This is a genomic window from Sphingomonas sp. Leaf4 (assembly GCF_920939515.1).
In the GTDB taxonomy this organism is placed as follows: domain Bacteria; phylum Pseudomonadota; class Alphaproteobacteria; order Sphingomonadales; family Sphingomonadaceae; genus Sphingomonas.
Genome location: NZ_CAKLBB010000010.1, coordinates 75,239 through 99,793 on the forward strand (window position 1 = coordinate 75,239; position 24,555 = coordinate 99,793).

General features: G+C 63.1%; 18 protein-coding genes and 2 pseudogenes. 8 read left to right on the plus strand and 12 right to left on the minus strand.

Annotated elements, in window-relative coordinates:
* Positions 1 to 86 precede the first annotated feature (86 nt).
* Both LRA89_RS15660 and LRA89_RS15665 read right to left on the minus strand, forming a co-directional pair.
* Positions 87 to 716 (minus strand): SOS response-associated peptidase, encoded by a 630-nt coding sequence (locus LRA89_RS15660; RefSeq protein WP_268934932.1) that lies wholly within the window; start codon positions 714 to 716, stop codon positions 87 to 89.
* 44 nt (positions 717 to 760) lie between these two features.
* The gene (locus tag LRA89_RS15665; RefSeq protein WP_230771674.1) at positions 761 to 1,030 is read right to left on the minus strand and encodes an HU family DNA-binding protein; all 270 of its coding nucleotides are present in this window, start codon (positions 1,028 to 1,030) and stop codon (positions 761 to 763) included.
* A gap of 39 nt (positions 1,031 to 1,069) precedes the next feature.
* Between LRA89_RS15665 and LRA89_RS15670 the strand changes: the two genes are divergently transcribed.
* From LRA89_RS15670 to LRA89_RS15695, 6 genes are all read left to right on the plus strand, one after another.
* Positions 1,070 to 1,246 carry a hypothetical protein gene (locus tag LRA89_RS15670; RefSeq protein ID WP_230771677.1) on the plus strand — a complete coding sequence of 59 codons (177 nt, stop codon included), beginning with the start codon at positions 1,070 to 1,072 and terminating at the stop codon, positions 1,244 to 1,246.
* A gap of 277 nt (positions 1,247 to 1,523) precedes the next feature.
* A complete protein-coding gene (locus LRA89_RS15675) occupies positions 1,524 to 2,279 on the plus strand; it encodes a GGDEF domain-containing protein (protein ID WP_230771679.1) in 756 nt (251 codons plus the stop codon).
* A 93-nt stretch (positions 2,280 to 2,372) separates the two neighbouring features.
* Complete coding sequence (locus LRA89_RS15680; protein ID WP_230771681.1) at positions 2,373 to 3,134, plus strand: ImuA family protein; 762 nt, start codon at positions 2,373 to 2,375, stop codon at positions 3,132 to 3,134.
* A 100-nt stretch (positions 3,135 to 3,234) separates the two neighbouring features.
* Complete coding sequence (locus LRA89_RS15685; protein WP_268934933.1) at positions 3,235 to 4,830, plus strand: Y-family DNA polymerase; 1,596 nt, start codon at positions 3,235 to 3,237, stop codon at positions 4,828 to 4,830.
* A complete protein-coding gene (locus LRA89_RS15690; RefSeq protein ID WP_230771683.1) occupies positions 4,827 to 8,090 on the plus strand; it encodes an error-prone DNA polymerase in 3,264 nt (1,087 codons plus the stop codon). Before LRA89_RS15685 ends, LRA89_RS15690 begins: the two co-directional genes overlap by 4 nt.
* 3 nt (positions 8,091 to 8,093) lie before the next feature.
* Positions 8,094 to 8,381, plus strand: coding sequence for a hypothetical protein (locus LRA89_RS15695; protein WP_230771686.1), 288 nt, complete (start codon positions 8,094 to 8,096; stop codon positions 8,379 to 8,381).
* A gap of 133 nt (positions 8,382 to 8,514) precedes the next feature.
* On the opposite strand, the pseudogene LRA89_RS15700 reads toward LRA89_RS15695, so the two are convergent.
* Positions 8,515 to 8,922, minus strand: a pseudogene (locus tag LRA89_RS15700) (transposase); the annotation flags it as partial.
* A 2,056-nt stretch (positions 8,923 to 10,978) separates the two neighbouring features.
* On the opposite strand from LRA89_RS15700, the gene LRA89_RS20640 reads away from it, so the two are divergent.
* The gene (locus LRA89_RS20640) at positions 10,979 to 12,169 is read left to right on the plus strand and encodes an RHS repeat-associated core domain-containing protein (protein ID WP_443024991.1); all 1,191 of its coding nucleotides are present in this window, start codon (positions 10,979 to 10,981) and stop codon (positions 12,167 to 12,169) included.
* Positions 12,170 to 12,756: 587 nt separating this feature from the next.
* A protein-coding gene (locus LRA89_RS15710) for an IS3 family transposase (RefSeq protein ID WP_230771688.1) occupies positions 12,757 to 13,928 on the plus strand; the annotation gives its coding sequence in 2 pieces (ribosomal slippage) (positions 12,757 to 13,012 and positions 13,012 to 13,928; 1,173 coding nt in all).
* Between the two features lie 288 nt (positions 13,929 to 14,216).
* On the opposite strand, the gene LRA89_RS15715 is transcribed toward LRA89_RS15710, so the two are convergent.
* From LRA89_RS15715 to traU, 9 genes and pseudogenes are all read right to left on the minus strand, one after another.
* A complete protein-coding gene (locus LRA89_RS15715) occupies positions 14,217 to 14,558 on the minus strand; it encodes a hypothetical protein (RefSeq protein WP_230771690.1) in 342 nt (113 codons plus the stop codon).
* Positions 14,559 to 14,949: 391 nt separating this feature from the next.
* Positions 14,950 to 17,751, minus strand: a complete 2,802-nt coding sequence (locus LRA89_RS15720) for a conjugal transfer protein TraG N-terminal domain-containing protein (RefSeq protein WP_230771692.1) — start codon at positions 17,749 to 17,751, stop codon at positions 14,950 to 14,952.
* Between the two features lie 10 nt (positions 17,752 to 17,761).
* A complete protein-coding gene (locus LRA89_RS15725) occupies positions 17,762 to 19,261 on the minus strand; it encodes a conjugal transfer protein TraH (protein WP_443024988.1) in 1,500 nt (499 codons plus the stop codon).
* A pseudogene (gene traF, locus LRA89_RS15730) lies at positions 19,258 to 19,593 on the minus strand (conjugal transfer protein TraF); the annotation flags it as partial. The pseudogene traF and the gene LRA89_RS15725, both read right to left, overlap by 4 nt.
* Positions 19,594 to 19,700: 107 nt before the next feature.
* Positions 19,701 to 20,573 carry a conjugal transfer protein TraF gene (locus LRA89_RS15735; RefSeq protein ID WP_230771694.1) on the minus strand — a complete coding sequence of 291 codons (873 nt, stop codon included), beginning with the start codon at positions 20,571 to 20,573 and terminating at the stop codon, positions 19,701 to 19,703.
* Positions 20,566 to 20,988, minus strand: coding sequence for a hypothetical protein (locus LRA89_RS15740; protein ID WP_230771696.1), 423 nt, complete (start codon positions 20,986 to 20,988; stop codon positions 20,566 to 20,568). Before LRA89_RS15740 ends, LRA89_RS15735 begins: the two co-directional genes overlap by 8 nt.
* A 40-nt stretch (positions 20,989 to 21,028) precedes the next feature.
* Positions 21,029 to 22,798 carry a conjugal transfer protein TraN gene (locus LRA89_RS15745; RefSeq protein WP_230771698.1) on the minus strand — a complete coding sequence of 590 codons (1,770 nt, stop codon included), beginning with the start codon at positions 22,796 to 22,798 and terminating at the stop codon, positions 21,029 to 21,031.
* Positions 22,795 to 23,541 carry a type-F conjugative transfer system pilin assembly protein TrbC gene (gene trbC / locus LRA89_RS15750; RefSeq protein ID WP_230771700.1) on the minus strand — a complete coding sequence of 249 codons (747 nt, stop codon included), beginning with the start codon at positions 23,539 to 23,541 and terminating at the stop codon, positions 22,795 to 22,797. Before trbC ends, LRA89_RS15745 begins: the two co-directional genes overlap by 4 nt.
* A 10-nt stretch (positions 23,542 to 23,551) precedes the next feature.
* Positions 23,552 to 24,541 carry a conjugal transfer pilus assembly protein TraU gene (gene traU, locus LRA89_RS15755; RefSeq protein ID WP_230771818.1) on the minus strand — a complete coding sequence of 330 codons (990 nt, stop codon included), beginning with the start codon at positions 24,539 to 24,541 and terminating at the stop codon, positions 23,552 to 23,554.
* Positions 24,542 to 24,555: the final 14 nt, after the last annotated feature.

A 24,555-nucleotide genomic window follows, 5' to 3' on the forward strand; every position in this document is an offset into this window, starting at 1 on the left:
ATGATGCCTCGCTACGCCAGATTAGGACGGTGCAAAAGGCGTTCCTTTTTGAGGTGTTATTTCAAGATATCCCAGCCAATGACACATCAAACGTTGGCGCGCATTAGCTGCGAAGGGAAAGGCGATACGATCTCTTTCAGTTGATCCCACGGTGATAGCAACCAGCGATCATAATCTTCCGGATGAAGAATGACGGGCATCGCTTTGGGGTGGATCGGCCCGACGACCGCATTCGGCTCGGTGGTCAGAAAGCCATAAGCGTTGCCACGTTCGGTCCGCCGCCAGATGCCGGCGAACGCCGAGATGGGCTGACTGGGGATGTCAAACCAATGAAGCGGCTTTTTGCCGTCAGCAGCGTCTGGGGTTTGCGCGTATTCCGAGAAGGACGTGAAGGGAACGAGGCAACGCTGCGATGGCGTGGTCAGCATGGAGCGCCAGAAGTTCGAGCTGAGGTTGCGTACGTTCGTCACATATTTGGTTAGCTTGACCTCCGGGTCACGCTTGCTTGGGACGTGCGTCGGCACCCCCCATTCCATACGCTCGACCCGCCGATCGGCATCGCATTGGACGATCACCGCCCCGTAGGCCGGCGTCTTCTTGCCGGTGGGGAATATGTCTCCCACCGGCAATGGTTCGACCATCCCAACAGAAGTGCGAATGCCAAACGCAGCCGCCAGTTCGGCCTCATTGGACATCAATCTATACCGATTGCACATTCGCGCCTCCTGTCGACGCCGGCGACGATCACCGGCGCATTGCGTCAGAGCCTGTCCTTCAGCCCTTTTGCCGGCGTGAACGAAACCTTCTTCGACGCAGCGATCGTTATCGCCTCGCCAGTCGCCGGATTCCGGCCTGCACGCTCCGGCCGATCCTTGACGCTGAACTTGCCGAACCCGGGCAACGAAATCTCTTCGCCCTTAGCGACCGCCTCCGCGATCTGATCGAATACGGCGGCAATCGCCTTCTTTGCAGCAGCCTCACTCGTTTCGGTCGCGGCTGCAACGCCCTTGGCCAGCTCGGTGATGTTCATGCTATTGATCCTTCGTTGGAAACCGGCGGGACAATACCGATGGCGAAGGACGAGACAACGACCGTTCTGGATGCAACCGGCGTTGCAGCCGTCCGATTCATGCTCGAAAGGCTCAGCGACCGCGACGTGACCAAGGTTTTCCAGACGGTAGAAGGGCAGGGGGCGATCGGCGATCTTGCCTCCGATGCCATGCAGGATCGTAACATAGATCTATAGGCGTTAGACCGGCGTCGTTTCGAAGTCGCCTGACCGGCCACGACGGAGATAGACGATCCCAAACCGCAAGAAATCCTGCAGCGACGGTTACGAGGTACTGGCATTCCTCGATCATCACCGCCTGCCACACACACCCGACCACTTCGCTTTCGCGCACGATTATCTGAACGGCGATGACGCGGAGTTTCGCGCCAGGATCGACGGCGAGATCGATGGCGGCGTTCGGCTGACGGCCGATCAAGTCGAACGGCTACGTCCGTCGGTTTTGCCGCGCGCGTTGCTGCCCGAAATCGACCATATCACGCTGCGCGTGCTCGACGTCGTAGGCGACGCAATGGCGATCACGACCGATCTGAATCGCGAACTGGTCACGGCATCGGCGACCCTGCTCGATGCATCAGGCAACGCCGTCGGGCCGCTGCTCGCGACCCTGCTGTGTCGTGCGGAAGAGGCGGAAGCCAGTTTTGCTCAGGCTGCGCACCGGGCGCGTTCGATCAGAAGCGAACTGGCTGCACTTCAAGCGATCGGGCAACACGATCCTCTCACCGGTCTGATAAATCGAGCGGGACTGGAAGAGCGGCTCGCGGACCATTCACGAAGTCAGGCCTGCTTCGCGCTGATCGATATCGATGGACTCCGACGGATCAACGGGAGTCATTCTGTCGCGGTTGGTGATCGTTTGCTGAAGGTCGTCGCTCGTTCGCTCACAGACCATTGTTCCGCGCAGCTTGTCGGACGATGGGATGGCGGTACGTTCGCAGTGCTGATCGAGACACCCGACCTGCGCGCTGCGGCCGAATTGATCTCCAGCGCGTGCGAAGCGATCGGGGCGCGAGAGATGAAGGTGCGTGAAAGCGATGCGCCCTTGGGCGGTATCAGCTTGTCAGCCGGTGTAGTTGCCGTACGAAGCCGAGCGGCTCACGCCGTCATCGAAGCCGTGCAGGATCAGCTGCGCGAGGCCAAACAACGCGGACGAGGCCTGATATCGGTCGAAGGGACGGTCGTTACAATTACGAACGCAGATCAAGGCTGACGAAGAACCCACCAATATGCCGAACCTCGAAAGCGGCTTGACCGATGGGGGTATTTAACGGAACATAAAGGGAACAATCAGAGTCTGCCCCTTATGTCTGTTGCCCTCCAATCCTGCACGCCGAGCATAGCGCATCTGCGCACGATCGCTGCGCCTGCGGCAGATTACCGGGTCATGCCGTTCGGGGTCGAAGCCATCGACAGCCGCCTTGGGGCAGGAGGGCTGCGCGCAGGTGCGCTCCACGAGGCAACTGCGCGCAGCGCGTCGATGGTCGACGACGCGGCGACGACGCTGTTCCTTGCCAGCATCGCCGGTCGGGAGGCTGCTGCGACCGGTGGACAGGTGCTCTGGGTATCCTGTCGCACCGATCTCTATGCGCCGGCGCTTGAACAAGTCGGGCTGTTGTCCGCCAACGTGATCTACGCGCAGCCGCGTGACGACGCAGCGCTGTTGGCCGTGATCGAGGATGCGGTGCGTGATGGTACGCCGGCTGCAATCGTCGCTGAGGCAAGCAAGGTCACGATGGTGGCGACCCGTCGCCTGCAGCTTGCCGCTGCCGAGGCAGACATACCCGTCCTGCTGCTGCGTCGTGGCCGACGAGCAAATCCGGATGTATTCGGCGAGCCCTCGGCCGCGTGGACACGCTGGCGGATCGGCGTCGCCCCTTCCGAACGGCTCCATGTCGCGGGTGTAGGGCGGGCGCGATGGTCGGTGGAATGCGCTCGCCAACGTGGGGGGGAGGGGTTTTCCCTGATAATGGAGGGCAGCGATGAGACGGGTCGTCTCGCTGGTCCTGCCGAACTTGGCCGTGGAGCGGCTGAGACGGTTGGACCGGTCCGCTTCGCGGCAGCCTGACCGCCCGGTCCTCCAGCTCCCGATCGACGACGAACCCGGTGCATGTTCGGCGCCACGGGGCGGCGGATGGCGACCAGGAGCACGCTGGGCGCGAGAAGGCATGCCATCTCGCACCGACGTCGAGGCTCAGATCGCGGCGCTGCCGATACACGCGCAGCCACCCATGCGCGAGCTCGGCCGGCGTTTGGAAGCCGCCAGCCATCCGTACAAGGCGGCAGTGCCTGTGCGTCGGCCGAGCGCGCCCGCTCCGGCATTCCAGCACGCACCAATGGCGCTGATCGACAAGGTCGGTCGGCGCGAAGAGGTTGTGGCCGTTTGCGATGGCGCTCGGGCGCTCGGCATCCATCCCGGCATGGCGGCAAGCCATGCCCGCGCGCTGGTGTCCGATCTCGACTTCCGCCCGGCCGAACCGGGGGGCGATGCCGCGCTGCTCGATCGTCTTGCGTTGCTGGCCGTCCGGCGCTGGTCGCCGATCGCTGCGGTCACCCCACCCGATGGCCTCTGGATCGATCTTGCCGGCTGCGACCATCTCCATGGCGGTGAGGAGCGCTTCTGTCGGCGCCTGCTTGCCTTCTGTCGACGTGCCGGTTTCACCGCACGGGTCGCGGTCGCCGACACCGCTGGCGCGGCCTATGCGCTTGCGCGTTACGGCAGGACGGATCTGATCCGGGTGGAGCCCGGCGCGACCGCCAGTGCCATTGCGCCGCTACCGATCGTTGCGCTTCGCCTCACGCCAACCGCAATCAGCGCGGCGCGGCGCTTTGGTTTCGAGACGATCGCGGATCTCCTGCCGGTGGCGCGGGGACCACTGGCGCGCAGGCTGGGGCTGCCGGCGATCACGCGGCTTGACCAGGCGTTGGGCGCGGTTGCAGAGCCGATCACGCCGCGCGAGGACGCCGAGGTGCCGATCGCCGAACGTCGGCTCCTCGAGCCGATCGGTACGGCCGAGGCGATCGAGCAGGTCATGCGCGACCTGCTGCATGATCTTGCCGGCGTGCTTCAAGCGCGGGGTCTGGGCGCCCGCTCGTTGCGGCTGACCGGGCTGCGCGTCGACGGGACCGAACAGATCGTGGCGGTCGGTACCTCGCGGCCGACGCGCGAGGTGCCGCATTTGCTGCGGCTGCTGAAGCTGCGGATCGAGCGGATCGACCCTGGCATGGGTCTCGAACGATTCTGGTTGATCGCACCGCATACCGAGCCGCTCGACGCGGTCGATCTCGGCGCGGTGCTTGCCGGCGAGACGCAGGTCCGCGACCCATCACGTCTGGTCGACGTCATCGCTGGCAGGATCGGGCCGCAATGGGTCTACCGGATTGCACCGGTGGAAAGCCATGTGCCGGAGCGAGCGGTCATCCGCTCCGATCCGATCGGGCTGCCTGGCAAGTGGCCGGCGTGGAAGCGCCCAATCCGGATGTTCGTGCGGCCCGAGCCGCTCTCCAACGTGATCGCGCTGATGCCCGACCGTCCGCCGCGTCGGTTCGAATGGCGGGGCAGGACGTATCGGATCGTCGCGGGCGACGGTCCCGAACGTATCCATGGCGAATGGTGGCGGCGCGACGCGGAAGTATGGGCGATCCGGGACTATTACCGCGTCGAAGACGAGGAGGGTGGTCGGTTCTGGGTCTTCCGCCGGGGTGATGGCTTCGAGGATGAGACCGGCGACCTGTCATGGTGGATCCACGGGGTCTTCGGATGACGCACTATGTCGAATTGCAGGTGCTCACCCACTTCTCGCTGCTGCGCGGGGCGTCATCACCCGAGGAGATGTTCTCGGCCGCGGCGCTGCTCGGCTATCCGGCGATCGGTGTGAGCGACATCGGCACCGTCGGCGGGGTGGTGCGTGCATGGGAGGCGCAGAAGGCGACCGGCGTGCGCTCGATCGCCGGCACGCGTGTCGACCTGTCCTGTGGCCGACGGCTGCTGCTCTACCCGACCGACCGTCCGGCCTGGTCGCGCATCACGAGGTTGCTGACGATCGGCAAGAAGCGGGCAGGGAAGGGCGGCTGCCTGCTCCACTGGCATGACCTTCGGCCATGGTCCGATGACATCATCGCAATCCTGCTGCCGCACGAGGCGGACGAGGAGAACTTGGCTGCGCTTCGTGACCTGAAGGATGTCTATGGGCAGCGAGGATATATAGCGCTGGTCCAGCGTCGCCGGCCGGGCGACGCGGTCCGCATCGATGCACTGGCGCGCCAGGCGGGCGGGGCAGGCGTGCGTGCCGTCGTGACTGGCGACGTCCTCTACCACGCGCCAGAGGCACGACTGCTACAGGACGTCGTGACGGCGGTACGCGAGAAATGCACCGTCGACGAGCTCGGCTACGCGCGCGAGGTCAACGCCGATCGCGCACTGAAATCGCCCGACGAGATGGTGCGTCGCTTCCGCGACTATCCAGATGCGCTGCAGGCCAGCGTCGATATCGCCCGGCTCTGCACCTTCGATCTCGGTGAGCTGGCGTATCAATATCCGCACGAGCGATTAATCGACGGGCTCACCGCGCAGGAAGCGCTCCAGCAACTGACGACGGATGCCGCCGAACAGATGTTCGACGGTGCAGTGCCAGCGGCATACACCGACCAGATCGAGCACGAGATGCGGTTGATCGGCGAGCTTGGCTACGCACCCTATTTCCTGACCGTGTATGCGATCGTCCGCGAGGCGCGTCGGCGGGGAATACTATGCCAGGGCCGCGGTTCGGCCGCTAACTCGTGCGTCTGCTTCGTGCTCGGCGTCACCTCGATCGATCCGATCAAGCACGAGCTGCTGTTCGAGCGCTTCGTGTCCGGCGAGCGCCGCGAGCCGCCGGATATCGACGTCGATTTCGAGCATGAACGCCGCGAGGAGATCATCCAGTGGATCTACGAGACCTATGGTCGCAACCATTCCGCGCTGACCGCCGTCGTCACCCGCTACCGTGCTCGGGGTGCCGTCCGTGACGTCGGCAAGGCGTTGGGGCTGCCGGAGGACCTGACGTCCTCGCTTGCCGGTCTGGTCTGGGGGTGGTCGGCGGAAGGCGTCGGTGAGAAGCAGGTCAGTGAGTTGAACCTGGACCTTGGCGATCGCCGGCTGCGACTGACCCTCAATCTCGCTCGCAAGCTGATCGGGGTACCGCGCCATATGAGTCAGCATCCCGGCGGGTTCGTCCTCACCCATGACCGGCTCGATGACCTGGTGCCGATCGAGCCGGCCGTCATGGAGGACCGCCAGATCATCGAATGGGACAAGGACGACATCGATGCCCTGAAGTTCATGAAGGTGGATGTGCTGGGCCTCGGGATGCTGGGCTGTATGAACCGCGCCTTCAATATGCTCGAGGCAGACAAGGGAATCCGCATCGGACTGGCCGACCTGCAGGACGACGACCCCGGCGTCTATGCGATGATCCAGAAGGCCGACACGCTCGGCACCTTCCAGATCGAGAGCCGCGCGCAGATGAGCATGCTGCCGCGCATGAAGCCGCGACGCTTCTACGACCTCGTGATTCAGGTCGCGATTGTGCGGCCGGGACCGATCCAGGGCGACATGGTCCATCCCTACCTACGCCGCCGCGAAGGACTGGAAAAGCCCGAGTACCCCCGCCCCGAGTTGCGTGCGGTACTGGAGAAGACGCTCGGCGTGCCGCTGTTCCAGGAACAGGCAATGAAGGTCGCGATTGTCGGCGCCGGGTTCACGCCTGCCGAGGCGGATCAGCTCCGCCGCGCGATGGCGACCTTCAAGTTCACCGGCGGGGTCAGCCATTTCTCGGAGAAGCTGGTCGAAGGAATGGTCGCGCGCGGCTACCCGCGCGAGTTCGCCGAACGCACCTTCCGGCAACTCGAGGGCTTCGGCTCCTATGGTTTTCCCGAGAGCCATGCCGCCAGCTTCGCGAAAATCTCCTACGCGAGCAGCTGGATGAAGCACCACCATCCCGACGTGTTCTGCGCGGCGCTCATGAACGCGCAGCCGATGGGTTTCTATGGGCCGGCGCAGATCGTGCGCGACGCGCGCGAGCATGGTGTCGAGGTTCGGCCGCCGTGCGTCAACACGAGCCGCTGGGACTGCACGCTGGAGCCGAACGGCGGTCGCTACCTGGCGGTGCGTCTGGGACTTCGCCAGATCCGCGGGCTGTCCAACGCTGACGGCGCGAGAATTGTAGGCGCACGCGAACGCACCGTGTTCGAGAGCGTCGAGGACGTCTGGCGTCGATCAGGCGTCCCGCGCGCGGCGATTGAGAAGCTGGCGGATGGCGACGCCTTCCATGCCTTCGCAATCGATCGCCGGCAGGGTCTCTGGAAAGTGCGGGGACTGGGGGAAGTACCGCTGCCGCTGTTCGCCGCCGCTGATCGCGCGGCCGAGACGTTCAGCGCTGAGGGAATCGAACCCGTCGTTGCGCTCCGATCGCTCACCGACGGGCGCGAGGTGATCGAGGACTATCGCAACCTCCAGCTATCGCTGCGCGCGCATCCGCTGACGTTCGTGCGCGACGAACTCACCCGCCGTGGTGTGACCCCCTGCGCGGATCTCGCTGGCATCCGCGACGGTCGCCACGTCGAGGTCGCCGGCATCATCCTTGTCCGCCAGAAGCCCGGCTCGGCGAAGGGCGTGCTCTTCATCACGATCGAAGATGAGACCGGCATCGCCAACGGCATTCTGTGGCCCGACTGTTTCGAGGCGCAGCGTCGTACCGTGATGTCCGCGTCGATGGTCAGCCTGAAAGGTCGCGTCCAGAAGGAAGGCGAGGTCATCCACGTCATCTGCGACCGGATCATCGATCAGGGCGATCTACTCACCCAGGTCGGTGATATGTCCTTTCCGCATCGCACCGGCAGGGGAGACGCCGGTCAGCATCCCGGTTCGCCGGATCGAGGCGACAAGGGTTGGAGGCCGGAGCCGCGCGACTGCTACTGGCCGCCGCATGCCGATGGCATGGACCCCGAACAGGCGGTGCGGTTCAAGTCGCACGACTTCCATTGAGCCGTGGCGAGTCTACCACGCCACCAGCGCATCTTAATCGCGCTGTCGCTGCACATCCTGCGCGGCGCTGTTTCACGTTGCTCGGAGGACCGCGTCGACGTCGCCGAGGTCCGTCTCGCGCTGCGCTGCCTGCTGCCGCATTGCCCGGAGCGCTGGCCGCTCGAACTTTACTGGGATGCAGCGGCGCAGGAGAACGAGATCGGGCGGGCACAGGGCGTCACCGCGGCTTTCAACGGAATCGTGCGGCAGTTGCGCAAGGCTGGCCGCTACGAGGAGGTTACGCCACCATGAACTGCGTGGAACGATGAATGACGAACTCGAACGCATCTACGTACGCGACGCTGGCCGACTGGGCTGCGGCTCAGTGAGGTGGTCCCGCCTTCCTGGACAGTTTGGCGGCTGAGCTAAGCTATACCCGGTTGGTTTACGCCGCCATTCTGGTGAACGTCATATCCGGGGCATGCCCCGGATATGACGTTGCGTCGCCCCGCCCATACACCTCGTCCGGCGTTTGGCCAGCGAAGCGGGAATGAGGCCGCTGCCCGTTGTAATAGCTGATCCACCGGCCGAGCCCGTTGCGCAGTTCGGAGCCGGTTTCGAATGCGTTCAGGTAGACGCATTCGTACTTCAGCGACCGCCAAAGCCGTTCGATGAACACATTGTCCATCCAGCGGCCGCGTCCGTCCATGCTGATCCGCACCCCGGCATCGCGCAGGACGTCGGTGAAGTCGGTGCTGGTGAACTGGCTGCCCTGATCCGTGTTGAAGATCCCGGGCCTGCCGAAGCGCGCCAGCGCTTCCCTCAAAGCCTCGACGCAAAACGCCGCGTCCATGCCTGCCGGTGCCGAAACCTGGCGCTACGACGCGACCAGTTTGCAGTTGCGCAAGTACACTAACCTGTTGAACGTGACGACCCAGTACGAATACAACGCATCGTTCCAGTTAGCTTCGGTAATCATGCCCGATGGCAGCAAGATCGAGTATGACCGTGATGATCGCGGCAATGCCAAAACCACCAGCCTTGTGCCCAAGCCTGGGTCCTCAGAACCGACCCTCGTCTCGCGTGCTGGCTATGATACGAGCTGCACCACAACGACTGCCAAGACCTGCAACCTGCCTAACTGGACCAAGGATGCGCGGGGGAACGCTGACGCCGAAGACTTGGCTTATAAAACCAATTACTATTATGAAGGCACGACGGGGCTGGTAACAAGCATTCTGCAGCCTGCTCCTGGCGGTACTGGTGATCGTCAGAAGACGACATTCAGCTACACGACGACCAACGGGGTGACCCGGCTTACCAGCATCAAGACCTGCCTGACGGCAACGGATTGTTCCGGTTCGGCGAACGAGCGCCGGGTGACGATGAGTTATGGCACGGTCCAGTCGAACAACGCCGCGCTGGCATCGGTGACGGTGGCGGCGGGCGACAACGCGCTGTCGGCGACCACCAGCTACACCTACACGCCAGTCGGTGATGTCGACACAATTGATGGCCCGCTTGCCGGTACCGGCGACAGCGTGCGCACGCTGTACGATCTGGCGCTGCGCCGGGTGAAAGGGCAGGTAGCACCCGATCCGGACGGCACCGGTACGGGTAATACGGCTAAACCGATGGCGATGCGTTATCTCTATGATACCGCCGGCCGCCTGCGGCGGACCGAGCGCGGCGTGGTCGACGGGCAGGCGGACAGCGATTGGTCGACGTTCCAGCCATCGTCGGGCCAGGAGAATGTATACGACAGCGACGGCCGTCTGGTTCAGTCGCGGGTGAGTGGTGGCGGTGCAACCGTAAGCCTGACCGAGACGAGCTATGACACTGCCGGGCGGGTCAAGTGCGTCGCCCAGCGGATGAATGCCGGCAAGCTGAACGATGGGTATTCAGACGCCTGCACCGCCAAGACCGTGGGTAGCGATGGGCCGGACCGGATCACTCTGACGGAGTACAGTGTTGCCAACCGGACGGTTTCGGTGACGAGCGGTCACGGTCAGACCGGAGCGCTGACCCAGGTCGTACACTATGATGCGAACGGTCGGCAGGACTGGGTCCGTGATGGCGAGGGCAACCAGACGAGCTACGCCTTCGATAATTACGGTCGACTGAAGCGGACCAGCTATCCGGTGGGCACACGCGGCGCGAAGGCCAGCTCGGGAAGCGATTACGAGGAACTGACCTATGACGCGGCAGGAAACGTTACGTCGCGCCGCCTGCGCAATGGACAGTCGCTTGGCTTCACCTACGATGCCCTGAGCCGCGTCACGAAGAAGACGGTGCCTGATGGCTGCGCTACGGGACAAACAGTAAATTGTCCGCCTGCGTCTGCCACGCGCGATGTCGACTATGTCTATGACCTTGCCGGTCGCCTGACCTCTGCGACTTTCTCGGGCACTACCGAAGCGGTGAGCGCTGCATATGACGCGCTGGGTCGGATGACGAGCACGACGACGACGATGGGCGGCACGCCGCGCACGCTGAGCTACCAGTACGACATCACCGGCAACCGTACGCGGATCACCCATCCTGACGGTACCGCGTTCGGCTACGACTATGATCCGCTCAGCCGGCTGAGGGACATCAAGGACGGTGGCGGCGGCGGCATCACCAACCTTGCGTACTACAACACCGGCGAGCGCCAGTGGCTCGGGCAATATGCCAACGGCATCGGCGCGGGCTATGACCAGTTCGGTCGGGTGAGCGGGTACAATATCCAGCGTAACCAGAACGGCTCGATCCTGGGCGACAACACGACGCTGGAGTATAACCCGGCATCGCAGATCAAGACCCAGCTCCGCAACAACGATGCCTATGGCTGGACCGGCGCGTTCAACGTCGACCGCAGCTACACGACCAACGGGCTGAACCAGTACACCGCCGCCGGCCCTGCTACCATGCAGTACGATGCCAACGGCAACCTCGTCGCCAGCGGCACCACCGGCTACCGCTATGACCCCGAGAACCGGCTGATCGGCAACTCACAAGGCGTCGGCCTCGTCTACGACCCGCTCGGGCGGCTGTTCGAGACGTCGACCAACGGCGGCAACATTACCCGCTTCCTCTACGACGGCGATGCGCTGGTTGCCGAGTACAATGCGAGCGGCAGCCTGCTATGGCGCTACGTCCATGCCGACAGCGTCGATACGCCCGTACTTGCCTATGAGGGCACCAGCACCAGTCCGCGCCAGTTGCTCGCCGACCACCAAGGGTCGATCGTGGCGACGACCCAGCTTGGCTGGAACCTGATCGGTATCAACACCTACGACGAGTACGGCATTCCGGGGCAGAGCAACATCGGTCGCTTTCAGTACACCGGTCAGGCCTGGATCCCGGAACTGGGCATGTACTACTACAAGGCCCGCATGTACTCGCCGACCCTCGGACGCTTTATGCAGACCGACCCCATCGGCTACGCTGACGGCCTCAATTGGTACAACTACGTCGGTGGCGATCCCGTGAACGGACGGGATCCTAGCGGGTTGGGATCCATAAAGATATGCAAGCCAACTGTTAGTGTTCTTGACGATGAGCAGTGGAAAAATGAATCTACTCGGGGAGCGCCATCAGTAAGATGTAGCGAATTTCCTATACCAGATGGCTCGACTGAGTATTATCAGGGGCCGCCTGGCAGTGGCGGCGGTGGTAATACGGCTCCGGAGATGCCGCAAAAGGTAACGGTTGACAAAAGCTGCAAGGGAATAGCGGCAGCTTATGATCCGGGCATACATAGCGCTGCGTTGGACGCCATGTCTCGATCTCTGCAGCCACATTCGTCCGGAGTGGCTGAATACGGCTTCTTCGCATCCGAGAGAATTTTCTTAGACGGCTATGCCGCAGGCCCAATTTTCACCTCTTATAATCAGCGTGAAATCAACGGGAATGTCATTGCTAGAAACCGTCCCGGTCCCATTGGATCGGCGCTCCAAGGAACTTATACGCCAAGTCTGTTTGTACATACTCACCCCAACAACAGAAATGGAGCCTCAGTCGGCCGCGGTGATCGTGGATCCGCAGAAAGTTTACGTATTCCGGTGGCAGCTCTGGACCGGACTGGTCGCCTGACTTGCACGCGAGGTGACCAGTGAGCGCATCTTATAAGATAAAGGTCCTTTCTGTGGGACTTCTAATATCGGTACTCTTTAATACTATATTGTGGTTTTATCCCCGAGACAGCGGGGAACCACATTATTATAAAAGCGATCAGAGGTATGTTGATCAAGCTATTAGTCTTTGGGCGCAGCGGGTGAACGAGAAGCCACCGCAGGCAATGAGCTTCCGGTATGCTCAAGCGATCTATGTTGGCCAAGAGCTCTGCATATCTTTGATGTTGAAGCAAGGTTCCGTTGGTGGAGTGCCCACATATTGTTTCGATCGGGATCGCAATGTTCTGACCCGCCGATACGAAGATGATGAGTAGCCGCAAAGGGACTTGCGGAGACCGGATAACTGTTCGGGACCCAGTTTCAGTGTGTTCGAATCAGCGGCTAATGCTGCATACGCGAACAATCCGCTCCGGCCGTATCACATGATCTTTCCATTCAGTGCGCTGCGAGGAATAAGCATCCATTCTGAATTCGCAGGCAGCCTTAACCTGACTGGCGGTCTCTACTGAGGTGGTCCCGGTTTTCTGGACAGGAGGCTAAGCTATCCCGGGCGTAAGGGATGTAGGGCAATGAAGACGACGCGGAAGCGGTATACGGGTGATTTCAAGGCCAGGGTGGCGCTGGAGGCGATCCGTGGGGATTTGACGTTGGCGGAGCTGGCGACGAAGCACGGCATTCACCCGACGATGATCGCGACATGGAAGCGGCAGGCGATTGAGGGGATGGCGGCGACCTTTTCGGGCGCGACCGAAGCAGCGAAGGCCGCGGGCGACAACGAGATCGAGAAGCTGCACGCCAAGATCGGGCAACTGGTGGTGGAGCGGGATTTTTTATCGAAGGGGTTCGCGCGATGAGTGTCGCGCGACGGCGGCAGATGATCGAGCGGGAGCATGCCGACCTGTCGATCGCGGCGCAGTGCCGGTTGATGTCGATCAGCCGGTCGTCCTTCTATTATGCGCCGGTGCCCGCGACGGCCGGGACGCTGGCGCTGATGGCGGTGATCGACGCCACGTTCCTCGACCACCCCTGGTATGGCAGCCGGCAGATGGCGCGGCACCTCAGGCGCCTTGGCCATGCAGTCGGGCGTCGTCGGGTGCGGCGGCTGATGACGACGATGGGGCTTGCACCGATCTATCAGCGCCCGCGGACGAGCGATCCGCACCCCGAGCACCGGATATATCCGTACCTGCTGCGCGATCTGGAGATTACGCGGCCGAACCAGGTCTGGTGTGCGGACATCACCTACCTACCGATGCGGCGGGGCTTTCTCTACCTCGTCGCCGTTATGGACTGGGCGTCGCGCAAGGTGCTCGCCTGGCGGTTGTCGAATACGATGGACGCGGCGTTTTGCGTCGAGGCTTTGAGGGAAGCGCTGGCGCGCTTCGGCAGGCCCGGGATCTTCAACACGGATCAGGGCAGCCAGTTCACCAGCACCGACTTCACCGACGTCCTGCGCGATGCCGGGGTGCGGATCAGCATGGACGGACGCGGCCGCTGGATGGACAATGTGTTCATCGAACGGCTTTGGCGGTCGCTGAAGTACGAATGCGTCTACCTGAACGCATTCGAAACCGGCTCCGAACTGCGCAACGGGCTCGGCCGGTGGATCAGCTATTACAACGGGCAGCGGCCTCATTCCCGCTTCGCTGGCCAAACGCCGGACGAGGTGTATGGGCGGGGCGACGCAACGTCATATCCGGGGCATGCCCCGGATATGACGTTCACCAGAATGGCGGCGTAAACCAACCGGGTATAGCTTAGCTCAGCCGCCAAACTGTCCAGGAAGGCGGGACCACCTCAATCCTCCGACGCACTGCCATCAAATTGGACGCGAGGTTTGGGTTGTCGGCGTCGTTCGATCCAAGCGAAATGATCGCATGGTCGACCGGTGCGTGCCCAGGAAAGGTTCGAACAGTTTCGCTGGAAGATGCACCGACCCTGGCATGGATCGCACATCGCGCGCCCTCGGCGGCAAGCGGGGTGGCCGCGCCGATACCAATGCTATCACCGACGATGAGACAGACAGGGATCATGTGCGCCCTGCAATGAGCAGTGCCAAGGTCGATGACATGGCGAAGATCGAAAGCCAGATCGCGATCTGGCCGTAGATATGCAGGATCAAGCCAACCCACGAGTATCGCCGTCGCAACACGATAGTACTACCGATCGCAATCGCGAAGCTGACAGCAGTCGGCGTTACGATTGATGGCTTACTTCCGAAAGCCGCATCTGCCAGCGGCATAAGCCCAACGGCCATCACCAGCGCCCATGAAAAAGCAAGTAAAAGAAGATCCCTTATAGGGACTTGCCCTGCCGTTCGCTCCGGCCGATCAAGACATCGAAGCCGTTGATAGCGTGACAAGAAAATCATGCTGCCAATCCTTTTGTTTGCCTCATTCGAGTCCGCCTGATACTGTTACAAGATGGAGTTTTGTCATGTACAATCCAAACGACCCATCGAATAGTTATCAGAATTCATCTAATTCGTGGGACTACAATAACAGTTCATCGATTGACGCCGGTTCAACGCGCCTGAGTTCTGATAAACCAACGTCGTTCGATGCCCGCGACCCGGGCAGCCCCCATTATATCTCTCCCGGATCGCGACCATATTCTTTCAATCCAGTAGAAAATGGTGGGATAGAATCACTTGATTTTAATAGAATGAACAGTGGTAGAGTTGTAAGTAAAAGGCGATATTTCACCATGCTTTTTATCGTAATCAGCGGCATGGTTTGGATTCTAATGTCAGGTCTAAAAGGCTAAAACGGGGAGAGTGTCTTGATAACATCGACGTCTTTAGGCGCTTCAAGTTGTCTGGAAGTAGCAGCACGAACCGTTTGTTTCTGATTTGCGCGAGCGCCGCGTATAACCCCGGCGATACCCACAATTCCTTGCGTGGCGGCAGTTCGATCAGGTGCAGCTACGGCTACCGGCTGCGGTCCCCCAACCCCGCCACCATGGTACCGGCCGATAACCGATTCTCGTGATGCGACACCGCGTGGCGCGACGTCGGCGAGGCCTTTGGTTTCGATCACCTGCTCCAGTTCGCTGATCCGGCCGCGAACCGCGTCGTTGCGCTGGGACATGAACCGCCCGATCGCCGCGTTGCGCGCCATGTCCTGTTCGGGCGAGGTATATTGATCGTGCAGTTCGGGCATCCCCATACCTGGGTTGCGCGCTCGCTCCGACATGTACCATTCCTGCAATTGCGTGCTGAGGTTCTCGCTCATCTGCATGCCGTTGGATTGCGAATAGGAAATCTCGCGGTTCAGTCCGTCCGATATTTCCTGCAATTCTTGTCGGGCCGATGTCACCCGCCAGTTACGATCGAGTTGCTGTGACGTCGTGTTTGAGGTGGTATTGGTAAGTACGCTCGATGCGAACTGCCCGCTGGAAAGGCTGGTGCCGTCATTGGTATTGTAGCGTTTGCCGCTACCAAGACTGATACCGTTTCGTACGTCTTCGGAATTGACCAAACCTCTGCCAAGCTCATGGCCTTGGGTTCGGCCATATTCATTAAGCCAATTGCCTCGTGCTGCAGCAGAGAGGCTAACGCTGGTTTCAGGAAGCATGCTGGACAAGAAACTACCGGATTCAGACTTCCCGCCGGAATTACCGCCCAAATTCCATTTGGCAGAAAGATCGCCGCCAAGCGATCGCGTCAAGTTGAACTGCTGGCTTCCACGTTCGGCATTCGTCATCCGATCCGATGCGTCCCGGCCGGTCGACATACCAGTCCCGGCGGTGCGATCGTCAGTGCCATAGGTCTGAACATCTGAACCGGATGTGACGGTGCTGCGGGAGTCGTACCCGCTGGCGTTGGCCAGCGCCGAGGTGATGCTGGTGCCGGTGCCGATGGTAAAGCCCACGTCTTCGGACGACCCATGGGTGTTCGACTTCGCAATCCGCGCGGCGTTGGTGGCGTTTTCTGAAGCGGCTGCGATCTCACCGCTCGACCGGGTGACGGAGAAGGGCAGCTTGGCGGTCGCAGGGTTGGAATCGATCACCATCCGCCCGTTGTCGTGCGCGGTGAACATCGTGCCGCTGTCGGTGCGATAGCCGTAGGAACCATGGCCGCTGGTCATGGTCGGTGCGAGCGACCACTGGCTGGTCTGGCGCATGTTGTCGGTCGAGTTGGCGAAGCTGACGTTGCCGTAGCTGTAGTTGCCGGTCGTCTGCTCGGTTGCAGCCTGCTCGGCCGCGTTCTGCGCCGGTGCCAGCATCGAGGTCGCGTGACCCGCGACACCCATCGCTCCTTTGGCAAGGCCGCCGGCGATGAAGGGCACGCTCATCAGCATGAATCCCGCGATCGTCGCGGTTTCCGCATTCACCGCGCCGACACCGGCGTAGCTGATGAGCGAAATGCCATTCTCGGCGATGGAGTTGGTCGACGAGACCGCACGCGACATGCAGATCATGTGAAGGATCACATAGAGTGGACCCCATGCGGCGAGGTAGAAGAAGCCGGTGACGTAACCTTTCAGCGCCGATATCCCGGTCTGCGGCAGCAGGAACAGCGGGAAGATGACCGGGAACATCGCGTAGAAAACGACGGTGAGCACGATGTTCAGGATCGGCACCCACGTCATCGCCTGTGCCGCGATCGAATTGTACGTATTGCGCGCCTGGATGTCGGATCGCGTGGTCGCGAAGGTATCGGCGGAGGAACTCCCGCTGGCCATCCCGTCGCGCGCAATCATGAAGGCGTTGAGCGCATTCGACTGACGCATGATGATCGGGAGATGGCCACCGTAACCGGTGAAGGCGCGCGTGACGATCGGCAGATCCTGGCGCAGCTTGGCGACTGCTGCCTCCCGCCGCATCCGCGGATACAGGTCCTTCGCCATGGTAAAGAGATGGCCCTCACCGATCGAATACCACGACCAGGTGAGCTGGTTGTAGGCCTGTCGGCAGGTGAGGATACTGGCGTTCAGGAGATCACCGTTACGGTAGATCCATGGCTGGGAGAGCGATTCCGACCCCGGCCCCATATGCTCCCACAGTTCCACCGAATGCACGATGACCGTCATCGACTTGCGACGCAGCAGTATCTCAGGAAACAGGCAGTTCTTGAAATAGGCCTGCAGATTCGTTGCGTACTCGGCATCGCGGATCTGGATGGTGCGCGTCGCTTCGAGCAGGCGCGATCCGTAGATCATGCCGTTGGTCGAATACTGAAGCTGGTTGGGCATCACGAAAACCGTCTCGGCGGTCCGGGTTAGCCAGTCGCCAGCCTGGCTGGTGAAGCTGGCGATGACGCCCAGGCCCAACGGTACGTTGGCGACGGTCGCGGGTGCCAGCGACGGATTGATCCGGTCGGTGACCTTCACATCGATCGTCGGCACCATGAGGCAGAGGTAGATAGCGGTGGCACCGAGATACCAGCTGAACCATGCTTTCACGTTCATGGTGAAGGCGACACTGATGATAGCGTAGATGAAGCCGATCACCATCGCGACGCGGATCAGCGAGCGATAGCCGCCCCCGCCGGTCCACGCCGCGACCGCGTTGAAGACGTTGACGACATACTCGCCGCCGCCGATCGTGAAGACCTCGACCATCGCGACTTCCTTAGTTGAGGCCCGTGACCGACAGGCCGCGGCTGAAGTTCAGCGAGGCGGACAGCCCGGGCGACATGGTGTTCTGCAACGTGGATTCGAGCATGACCGAGCGGTTGATGAGTGCGGTGGTCATCATCACCGTGTCCTTGATCCGGTAGTCGCGCCGCGAGTATTTCTCGCGCGCCTCGCCCAGCTGCCGCCGCCAGGTCTCCGCGGTGGTCTGGTCGGCATCAGGGATATGGACGCTCGCCTGGCCCACCCGGTCGAGCATGTTGTCGATGATCGCGCTCAGCAGGTTGACCGACACGATCTCGGCCAGCGTGTCGAGTTCGTCCGACGTGAAGGTCGAATGGGCCATCGCCTGGACCGTCAGCATTTTGTAGAGCGGCAGCGACGTCATGTTGAGGAGCTGCTTCTCGGCATTGTCGAGAACGCCGTCGGTGCGGATCTTGTCGTTCATCGACACGATCATCGTCCGCACCCGCTGGCGCAGCGCTACCGTCGCCGGGATGGTGAGCGCGGTTTTCGTCGGATTGAGGCACAGCTCCTCGGTGTCGCACTTCAGCACCTCGACCGGAGTGGCATCGGCGGTGCCATCGAGGAGCGCGGTCACCACCGCCTCCTCCGCCGGCCCGATGTAGCGGATGCCGCTGCCATCGGCCCCGTTGATGTTGGTGATGACGGTGCCAACGACCGTCATGATATATTCCGAGAAACCGGCGTCAAAGTTGTAGCCGCTGCCACCGCCACGGGTCGACCCGAATGCGGCCGAACGACGCAACGCCTCCCAGGTATAATTGCGCGGCGTCCCCGGCGTCAGATCCTTGGTCTTAGCGTCAGTATTGGCGGCAAGCGTCGCCTCGCGCTCGCCTTCAGGTCCGCATCCCTGTCGACCACGCGCCCAGTCGGCGAACCGTCCCGAGCTTTGCCCGACCGCCGCGCAGATCGTCGAGCGGGCGCCGTCCATCTTGGGCCAAATGCCGCCAACCAGCCCCTGTGCCGCTTCGCACGACGAGATGTTCATCTGGTTCATCTGCTGGGTGGCCTGCGAAAACTCGCCCATCACCTTGCTGATCTGCGGCGAGACGCTGTCGATCGCGAGCTTGAAGGCGAACCCCACCGCGTTGTTGGCGGTGGCCTTCAACATCGCGACCATTTCGGAGGCATTGATGAAGCTGAAGCTGCCGGTGAACACGTCGATCCCGCCGCATCCGGCGCGCACCGACGGCATCTGCAGATTGAAGGGCTGGACGTTCTTCTGGGGGAAGCGCGACCACAGGTTACCGCCGGTATAATAGCCGGCCGACTGACCCTGATAGGCCGAGGGGCCGGTGACGTTGGCGGCGGTGCCGGCATCGCGGAAGAAGTCGTTCATCTTGTCGGCGACATCGGCCTGAGCCACCCCGATCGGAATCAGATTGGCGACTGCGACACAGGCGACGCCGGCGGCAAGACGCCGGCAGGAGGCGCGGAGGGAAAGGCGACGGATGGGTGAGGGGGCAGGCGTCATCGGCGATCGCTCCCGGTATGAGGGGTGGTGAGGAGCGAGATGCGCTGCATCACTTCGTCGGCGGACATTAGGCCTGAGCCGACGGGCAGGATGCGGCGGGTCAGCGTGTCGAACAGGACCAGGACCGGCGTCGCGCGCCCGGCGACACCCATGCGCGCGCGCTGGCCGCTGTCGACGACATAGCCCGGGAACATGCGGTTCGGACCGCCGTCCATCGACACCGCCATGACGGGCATGCGGTATCGCTCGGACACCATGCGCAGGATCGGGTCGAACGCCTCGCAGGCGGCGCAACTCTGCGCGAAGAAATAGAACAGCCCATAGCGATCACCCGCCGCCGGGGCGGCATGGGCGACTGTGGCGGGCACGATGCCAACGACAGCGATGGCTGCGGCACCGCTGAGCAGTGTCCGGCGGGATACGTGTAATACGCGCATTATCAGTAATCACTCCCGACCTTGGTGTTGGTCAGCACGAAGATGCGCTCCATGATCTCGTCGGCCGACATGATCCCGAACCCGATCGGTAGGGTCTGACGGGTCTGGGTATCGAACAGCACCAGCGCCGGGTTGGCGGTGCCCGGCACGCCCATCCGCGCGCGCTGGCCGCGGTCGACGACGGCGCCGGGAAACTGGCGGCTCGGAGTGCCGTCCATCGACACCGCCATCACCGACATCCGGTGGGTATCGGCGACCGAGCGGAGGATCGGTGCGAAGACGTCGCAGGCGGTGCAGGAGCCGGCGTAGAAATAGAAGATGCCGTAGCGTTCGCCGAGGCTCGCCAGCACGCGCGCGCGGTCGGCGGTGCGGTTGTCGGTCCATGCGCGCTTGCCCAGCGTGCCCACAGGGCGCTGGAGGGTATAGTCGATGTCCGGGTTCTGCCACAGCGCGCGCTGCCACGTGTCCGAGAAGGTCGAGGCGCGGTCGAGCTGCTCGCGCTGGAAGCGGACATAGGCGATGATGTTCGCCTCGGTCGGCTCGAGGATCGCCTTGGCCTTCAGTTCATCGAGCTGCTTGGCGATCGCCGCGAGACGCTCGGCCGCCGAGGTGGCTGGTGCCGGGGCGGAAGCCTGCGGCCGTGCCTTCGGGGGCGTCCGGGGTTTGGTGCAGTAGAACCACTGCCCGAGCTTGCGTTCGCGGCAGTAGAAGCTGTCGTCGCCGGGCTGGGCACCCTCCTGAATTTCGCCGGTTTCGCTTGCGATTTCTGGGTCCTGCGGGGTCTGAGCGGAGGCCGGGGCCTGCGACGCCAGTACCGCGAACACAGCGCCAAGACCGAGCACCGCCACGCCGGCTCGCCTGCGCACCTCAACCATCGCTCCGCCCCTCCTGCGTAAGTTCATCGTCATCGTCGTCATCATCGTCGGCGAGGACCAGCGTCGGGTCGCCAAGATCCTCTTCCATCCGGTCGCCGTCGAGTTCGCGGCCCGCGATGCGCAGCCAGGTCAGCCAATGGGCGACGTCGAGCATCTTCGTGCCCATGTCCATCATCCGGACAAGGCCGCGCAGGTGCAGCGATCCCGCGCGCCGCCCTGCGAGCGTCGCGCGCAGACCATCCTTGAAGGGGATAAGCCAGCCCTTGCCGACCATCGTGCGACACGTGTCCTCGACGTCGCGCGGATCGATATCGCAATCGAACCAGTGCATCAGGGTCGCGGTGATTTCGCTGGGGCGATGGGCGACCGTGGCGCGCGAGATGCGCATGTAGATCGCAAGCTCGAACACCGACATGCCGACGAGCGAAGGAAGACGGCCGGGATGGCCGGTATCGTTAGCCGCGGGCATAGTAATCCTCGATCCTGCGCTGGATTTCGGTCATCGTGCGCACCTCGTCGGGCAGCTTCGCGGCATCGGTGAACTCGGCATAGACCTCGGCAAAATCCATCTTGGAGAGATCGAGACGCTGGAACTCCTCGATCGAGAAGCCCTGGCAGGTCGCGTCCTTGGCGCGACCCCAGGGTTTGGCGAGCTGCGCGCGACCCTGTTCCTGCAGGATGCGGGCGAGCTTGCTGCCAAAGCAGCAATAGGCGGTGCGCGACGTGATGCAGACGCCGAGCACCTTGTCCGAACAATAGGTCCCGACCTTGTGGCACAGTCCCTTGTCATCGCGCTCGTCGAGCGAGCGGTCGGCGGCGCTGCACAGCCACGGCGTCAGGATCGGGACGCCCTTGCCCGAGCAGCAGTTGGACGCGCCGAAGATCTTCTTCGAGCACGCTCCGCGTTCACCGGAGAATACGGTCAGCTTGGCCGGATCGAACTGCCCGCCGGCCTCGTCCAGCGCGTGCAGCCCGGTGAGCGCGTCCTTGAACTCGCTCGACGCCTCCCGCTCGATGCTTTCACACTCGCCGTTCAGGCAGTAGACGTCGCCGCCACAGACATATTGCTTGTCGGCCGCGTTCTGCGTGTCAGGGAGTGGGCAGCTATAAGCCTTCTGCGATACCTTGCAGGCCCCGGTCTGCGGGTCGTCGAGACATTCGTCGCGCAGGAAACGGCATGCCCGGTTGCCCTCGATCTCGCTGCAATCGCTGGCCGGGGTTTCGGCATGGCACATCGTTTCGCGCCGCCACGCCCAGCACGCCTGGGTCACCGACACGCCGTTCACGATGCGGGTTTCGCTCGGTTCGACGCAGGTGTCGGTAGCCGCGGCACACGTGGTATCACCCACCAGCGCGTCGCATCCGCTCTCGACCCGCTCGACATTGACCGACGTCGTGCCTTCCTGCTTGTACCAGACCGTCCCGGTCTTCGAGTTCTGGTGACCGTCGAGCGGCCCGGTCGGCAGTTCCGCCGAGCAGGAATAGAGCGAGGCGTTAACCCGGATCTTGCTTTTGCAGAAGCGGCGATAGTCCTCCACTTTCTGCCCGCCGGCACCCATCTCGATCTGCGCGTCGCAGGCGTGCATCGTCACCGGCTCGGCGCGGCAGACGCCCGCCGCTATCTGCGCGCGCAGATAGGTGTCAGGGGCGAGCCCCGACACATTGGTCGACCCCCAGTAGAAATAGCGCGCGTTGTTGGTGACGCGCGGCACCATGCGGATCGTGCAGGAGCGCGGTCGCTCCTCGACCTTGACGCCCTTGTTGCAGGTCGCCTCGTAATAGCCCTTGTCCCCGGCGGGCGGGGGCAGGGGGGTGCAGCTCCCCGCCGATCCGCCGAACCCCTCGCCTTCGAGAAACTGTTCTGGCGTCTTCTCGATCATGGTGGCGCGGCGGGTGGCATCGAGCACCTCGGCCTTGGTGAAGGTCCGTCGCGTTCCCTGGCGGTCGATCACCGTGCCGAAGGCATCGTCGGTCTGCGACCGAACCATGCCGTCGGTCGTGAGACGATCGGGATCGTCGAAATAACCGCTCTCGGGCAGGTCCGTGCCCTGATAGCCGGGCACGGCGTCCACCTGCGCCTGACCGGGCACCAGCGCGCCGTCGGCGCGCATCGCCTTGCCCACGCGGGTGCCCTCCTCGCGGGCCTCGCGCACGCCTTGCTGGGCGACGACGCCGCCCGATACCGAGATGGCGAACAGCAGGAAGGAGGCGGCGAACAGCTTCACCGGGCAGCCTTCACCAGATTGCCGAGCGCCACGCCGGCGACCCGCGCGCCGGGGCCGTTCGCGTGTGCGAAGGTCTCGAGCGCATAGGCGACGGTGACGTTGCCGGTCATCCGGTCGTGCGGCGGGACCTCGCTCTTGCAGTTGAGGCCGGCACACAGGTCGAAGTCGGAGGCGACGCTGACGAAGGTCGGCACCGCCTGGACATTGAACGCCCGGAAGAGGCGCGGATCGATGCCGATGTTGGCGGCCTGCTCCTCGCGCGCGACCACCTTGCCGAGCATCGCGCCGAAATCCTTCAGCGAGTTGTTCGGAAAGCCGCGAAACACCACGACGCCGCCGGCGGTCGCGGTATCGGCGATGAGCCGGCGCAGCGCGACTTCGGGCATCGACAGGCTGGCAAAGACGATGAATTGGGGCGCGTCGCCTCGGGCACCGGCCATCGTGCCACCGGCACCGCGCACGATCTCATCGAAATCGACAGCGCCGGCGGGACCGTGCGGCAGCTCGGCGGTCGCGATCCGGCGCAGATTGGCGGTGCCGCCATCGGCGGTCATCTGCGCCTCCTCGCGTAGCGCGTCGCTCCGCCGCTTGACCTGCGCGGCGAACAGGTCGGCATCGCCCTCCATGGCCGCTGCGCGGCGCTTGACCGCATCGAGGTCGAGACCGTCGACGCTCTGGGCGACTGCCTGGATGCCGGCGAGGCCGAGCAGGCCGGCAAGGGTGAGGAGGATGGTACGGCGCATCGTCAGATCCTCACAGCACGCAGCAATTGCGTTTGCGCCACACCAGGTAGCCCATGTCCTCGCCCTTCACCGGGAAGGCACGGCCCGAGCGCGGATCCATATCCGAGGCACCGATCGGCGCGCAGGCGGCGCGACCGCTGACCATCGGCAGCGGGTTGACCATCTGGTAGCGATATTGCTGCTTGCGCAGCACCGGCATCAGATACTTGCTGCACAGCGCGCGCGATCCCATCGTGCCCCACGCAAGGCCTTGGCGGTGCATCTTGAAGGTGAAGCGCGACAGTGCGAGGCGCGACGCCTGGACGTGGCTGATGCTCGACGCGATGTTGCCGTTCATCGGATACATCGGTCCCTGGCAGCCGGCGCACCAGAAGGCAGCATCGAGCGGCAGCCGTGCGGTCGAGGCGAGGCAGTCGCCCGCGCACGCCGCCTGCGCGATCTTGCTCGAGAACACGACGGCTTCCGGATTGATGAGCGCGGACAGGCTGTCGTCCTGCCACAGCGGGTCGATCTCGGTGATATAGGCGATATCGAACGACGCCGGCTCGAAGCACAGGAAGTCGGTCAGGATTTCCATCCAGTAGAGCAGCGGATAGACGTACCAGTGGACATGCCACTTGGACGTGTTCTGCCCCTGCCCGCCGATCGCCGAGGGGCCGCCGACATAGCCGCGGCCGATGTCGAAGCCCGGCGAGATGTTCGCGCCGCCCAGATTGACGAAGCACCACGGCTTGGAGGTCACGTCGGCAAGCCGCACCGGCTCCCAAAAGCCGGTGGCGATGCCGATCCGCGGTACCGGATTGCCGCAGGCGCAGACCGGCAGCGACGGATTGGCGGTATCGGGCCGGTTGCTAGGCCAGATCTTCAGGCCACCGACGGACAGCGGGAAGAGGCACGACCAGCAGACATCGGTCACCGGATTCACGAACTTGCCGTGGCACTGGCCCTTGCCTCCCGACACGTCCTGCGCGGTCGCGCGTGCGGCAAGCCCGAGCGACAGCAACGCCGCCGCAC

Coding starts and splice junctions, on each gene's coding strand:
- LRA89_RS15660 (WP_268934932.1), bottom strand. CDS start 716: ATGTGCAATCGGTATAGATTGATGTCCAATGAGGCCGAACTGGCGGCT.
- LRA89_RS15665 (WP_230771674.1), bottom strand. CDS start 1,030: ATGAACATCACCGAGCTGGCCAAGGGCGTTGCAGCCGCGACCGAAACG.
- LRA89_RS15670 (WP_230771677.1), top strand. CDS start 1,070: ATGGCGAAGGACGAGACAACGACCGTTCTGGATGCAACCGGCGTTGCA.
- LRA89_RS15680 (WP_230771681.1), top strand. CDS start 2,373: ATGTCTGTTGCCCTCCAATCCTGCACGCCGAGCATAGCGCATCTGCGC.
- LRA89_RS15685 (WP_268934933.1), top strand. CDS start 3,235: ATGCCATCTCGCACCGACGTCGAGGCTCAGATCGCGGCGCTGCCGATA.
- LRA89_RS15690 (WP_230771683.1), top strand. CDS start 4,827: ATGACGCACTATGTCGAATTGCAGGTGCTCACCCACTTCTCGCTGCTG.
- LRA89_RS20640 (WP_443024991.1), top strand. CDS start 10,979: ATGCAGTACGATGCCAACGGCAACCTCGTCGCCAGCGGCACCACCGGC.
- LRA89_RS15715 (WP_230771690.1), bottom strand. CDS start 14,558: ATGATTTTCTTGTCACGCTATCAACGGCTTCGATGTCTTGATCGGCCG.
- LRA89_RS15720 (WP_230771692.1), bottom strand. CDS start 17,751: ATGGTCGAGGTCTTCACGATCGGCGGCGGCGAGTATGTCGTCAACGTC.
- LRA89_RS15725 (WP_443024988.1), bottom strand. CDS start 19,261: ATGACGCCTGCCCCCTCACCCATCCGTCGCCTTTCCCTCCGCGCCTCC.
- LRA89_RS15735 (WP_230771694.1), bottom strand. CDS start 20,573: ATGGTTGAGGTGCGCAGGCGAGCCGGCGTGGCGGTGCTCGGTCTTGGC.
- LRA89_RS15740 (WP_230771696.1), bottom strand. CDS start 20,988: ATGTCGGTGTTCGAGCTTGCGATCTACATGCGCATCTCGCGCGCCACG.
- trbC (WP_230771700.1), bottom strand. CDS start 23,541: ATGCGCCGTACCATCCTCCTCACCCTTGCCGGCCTGCTCGGCCTCGCC.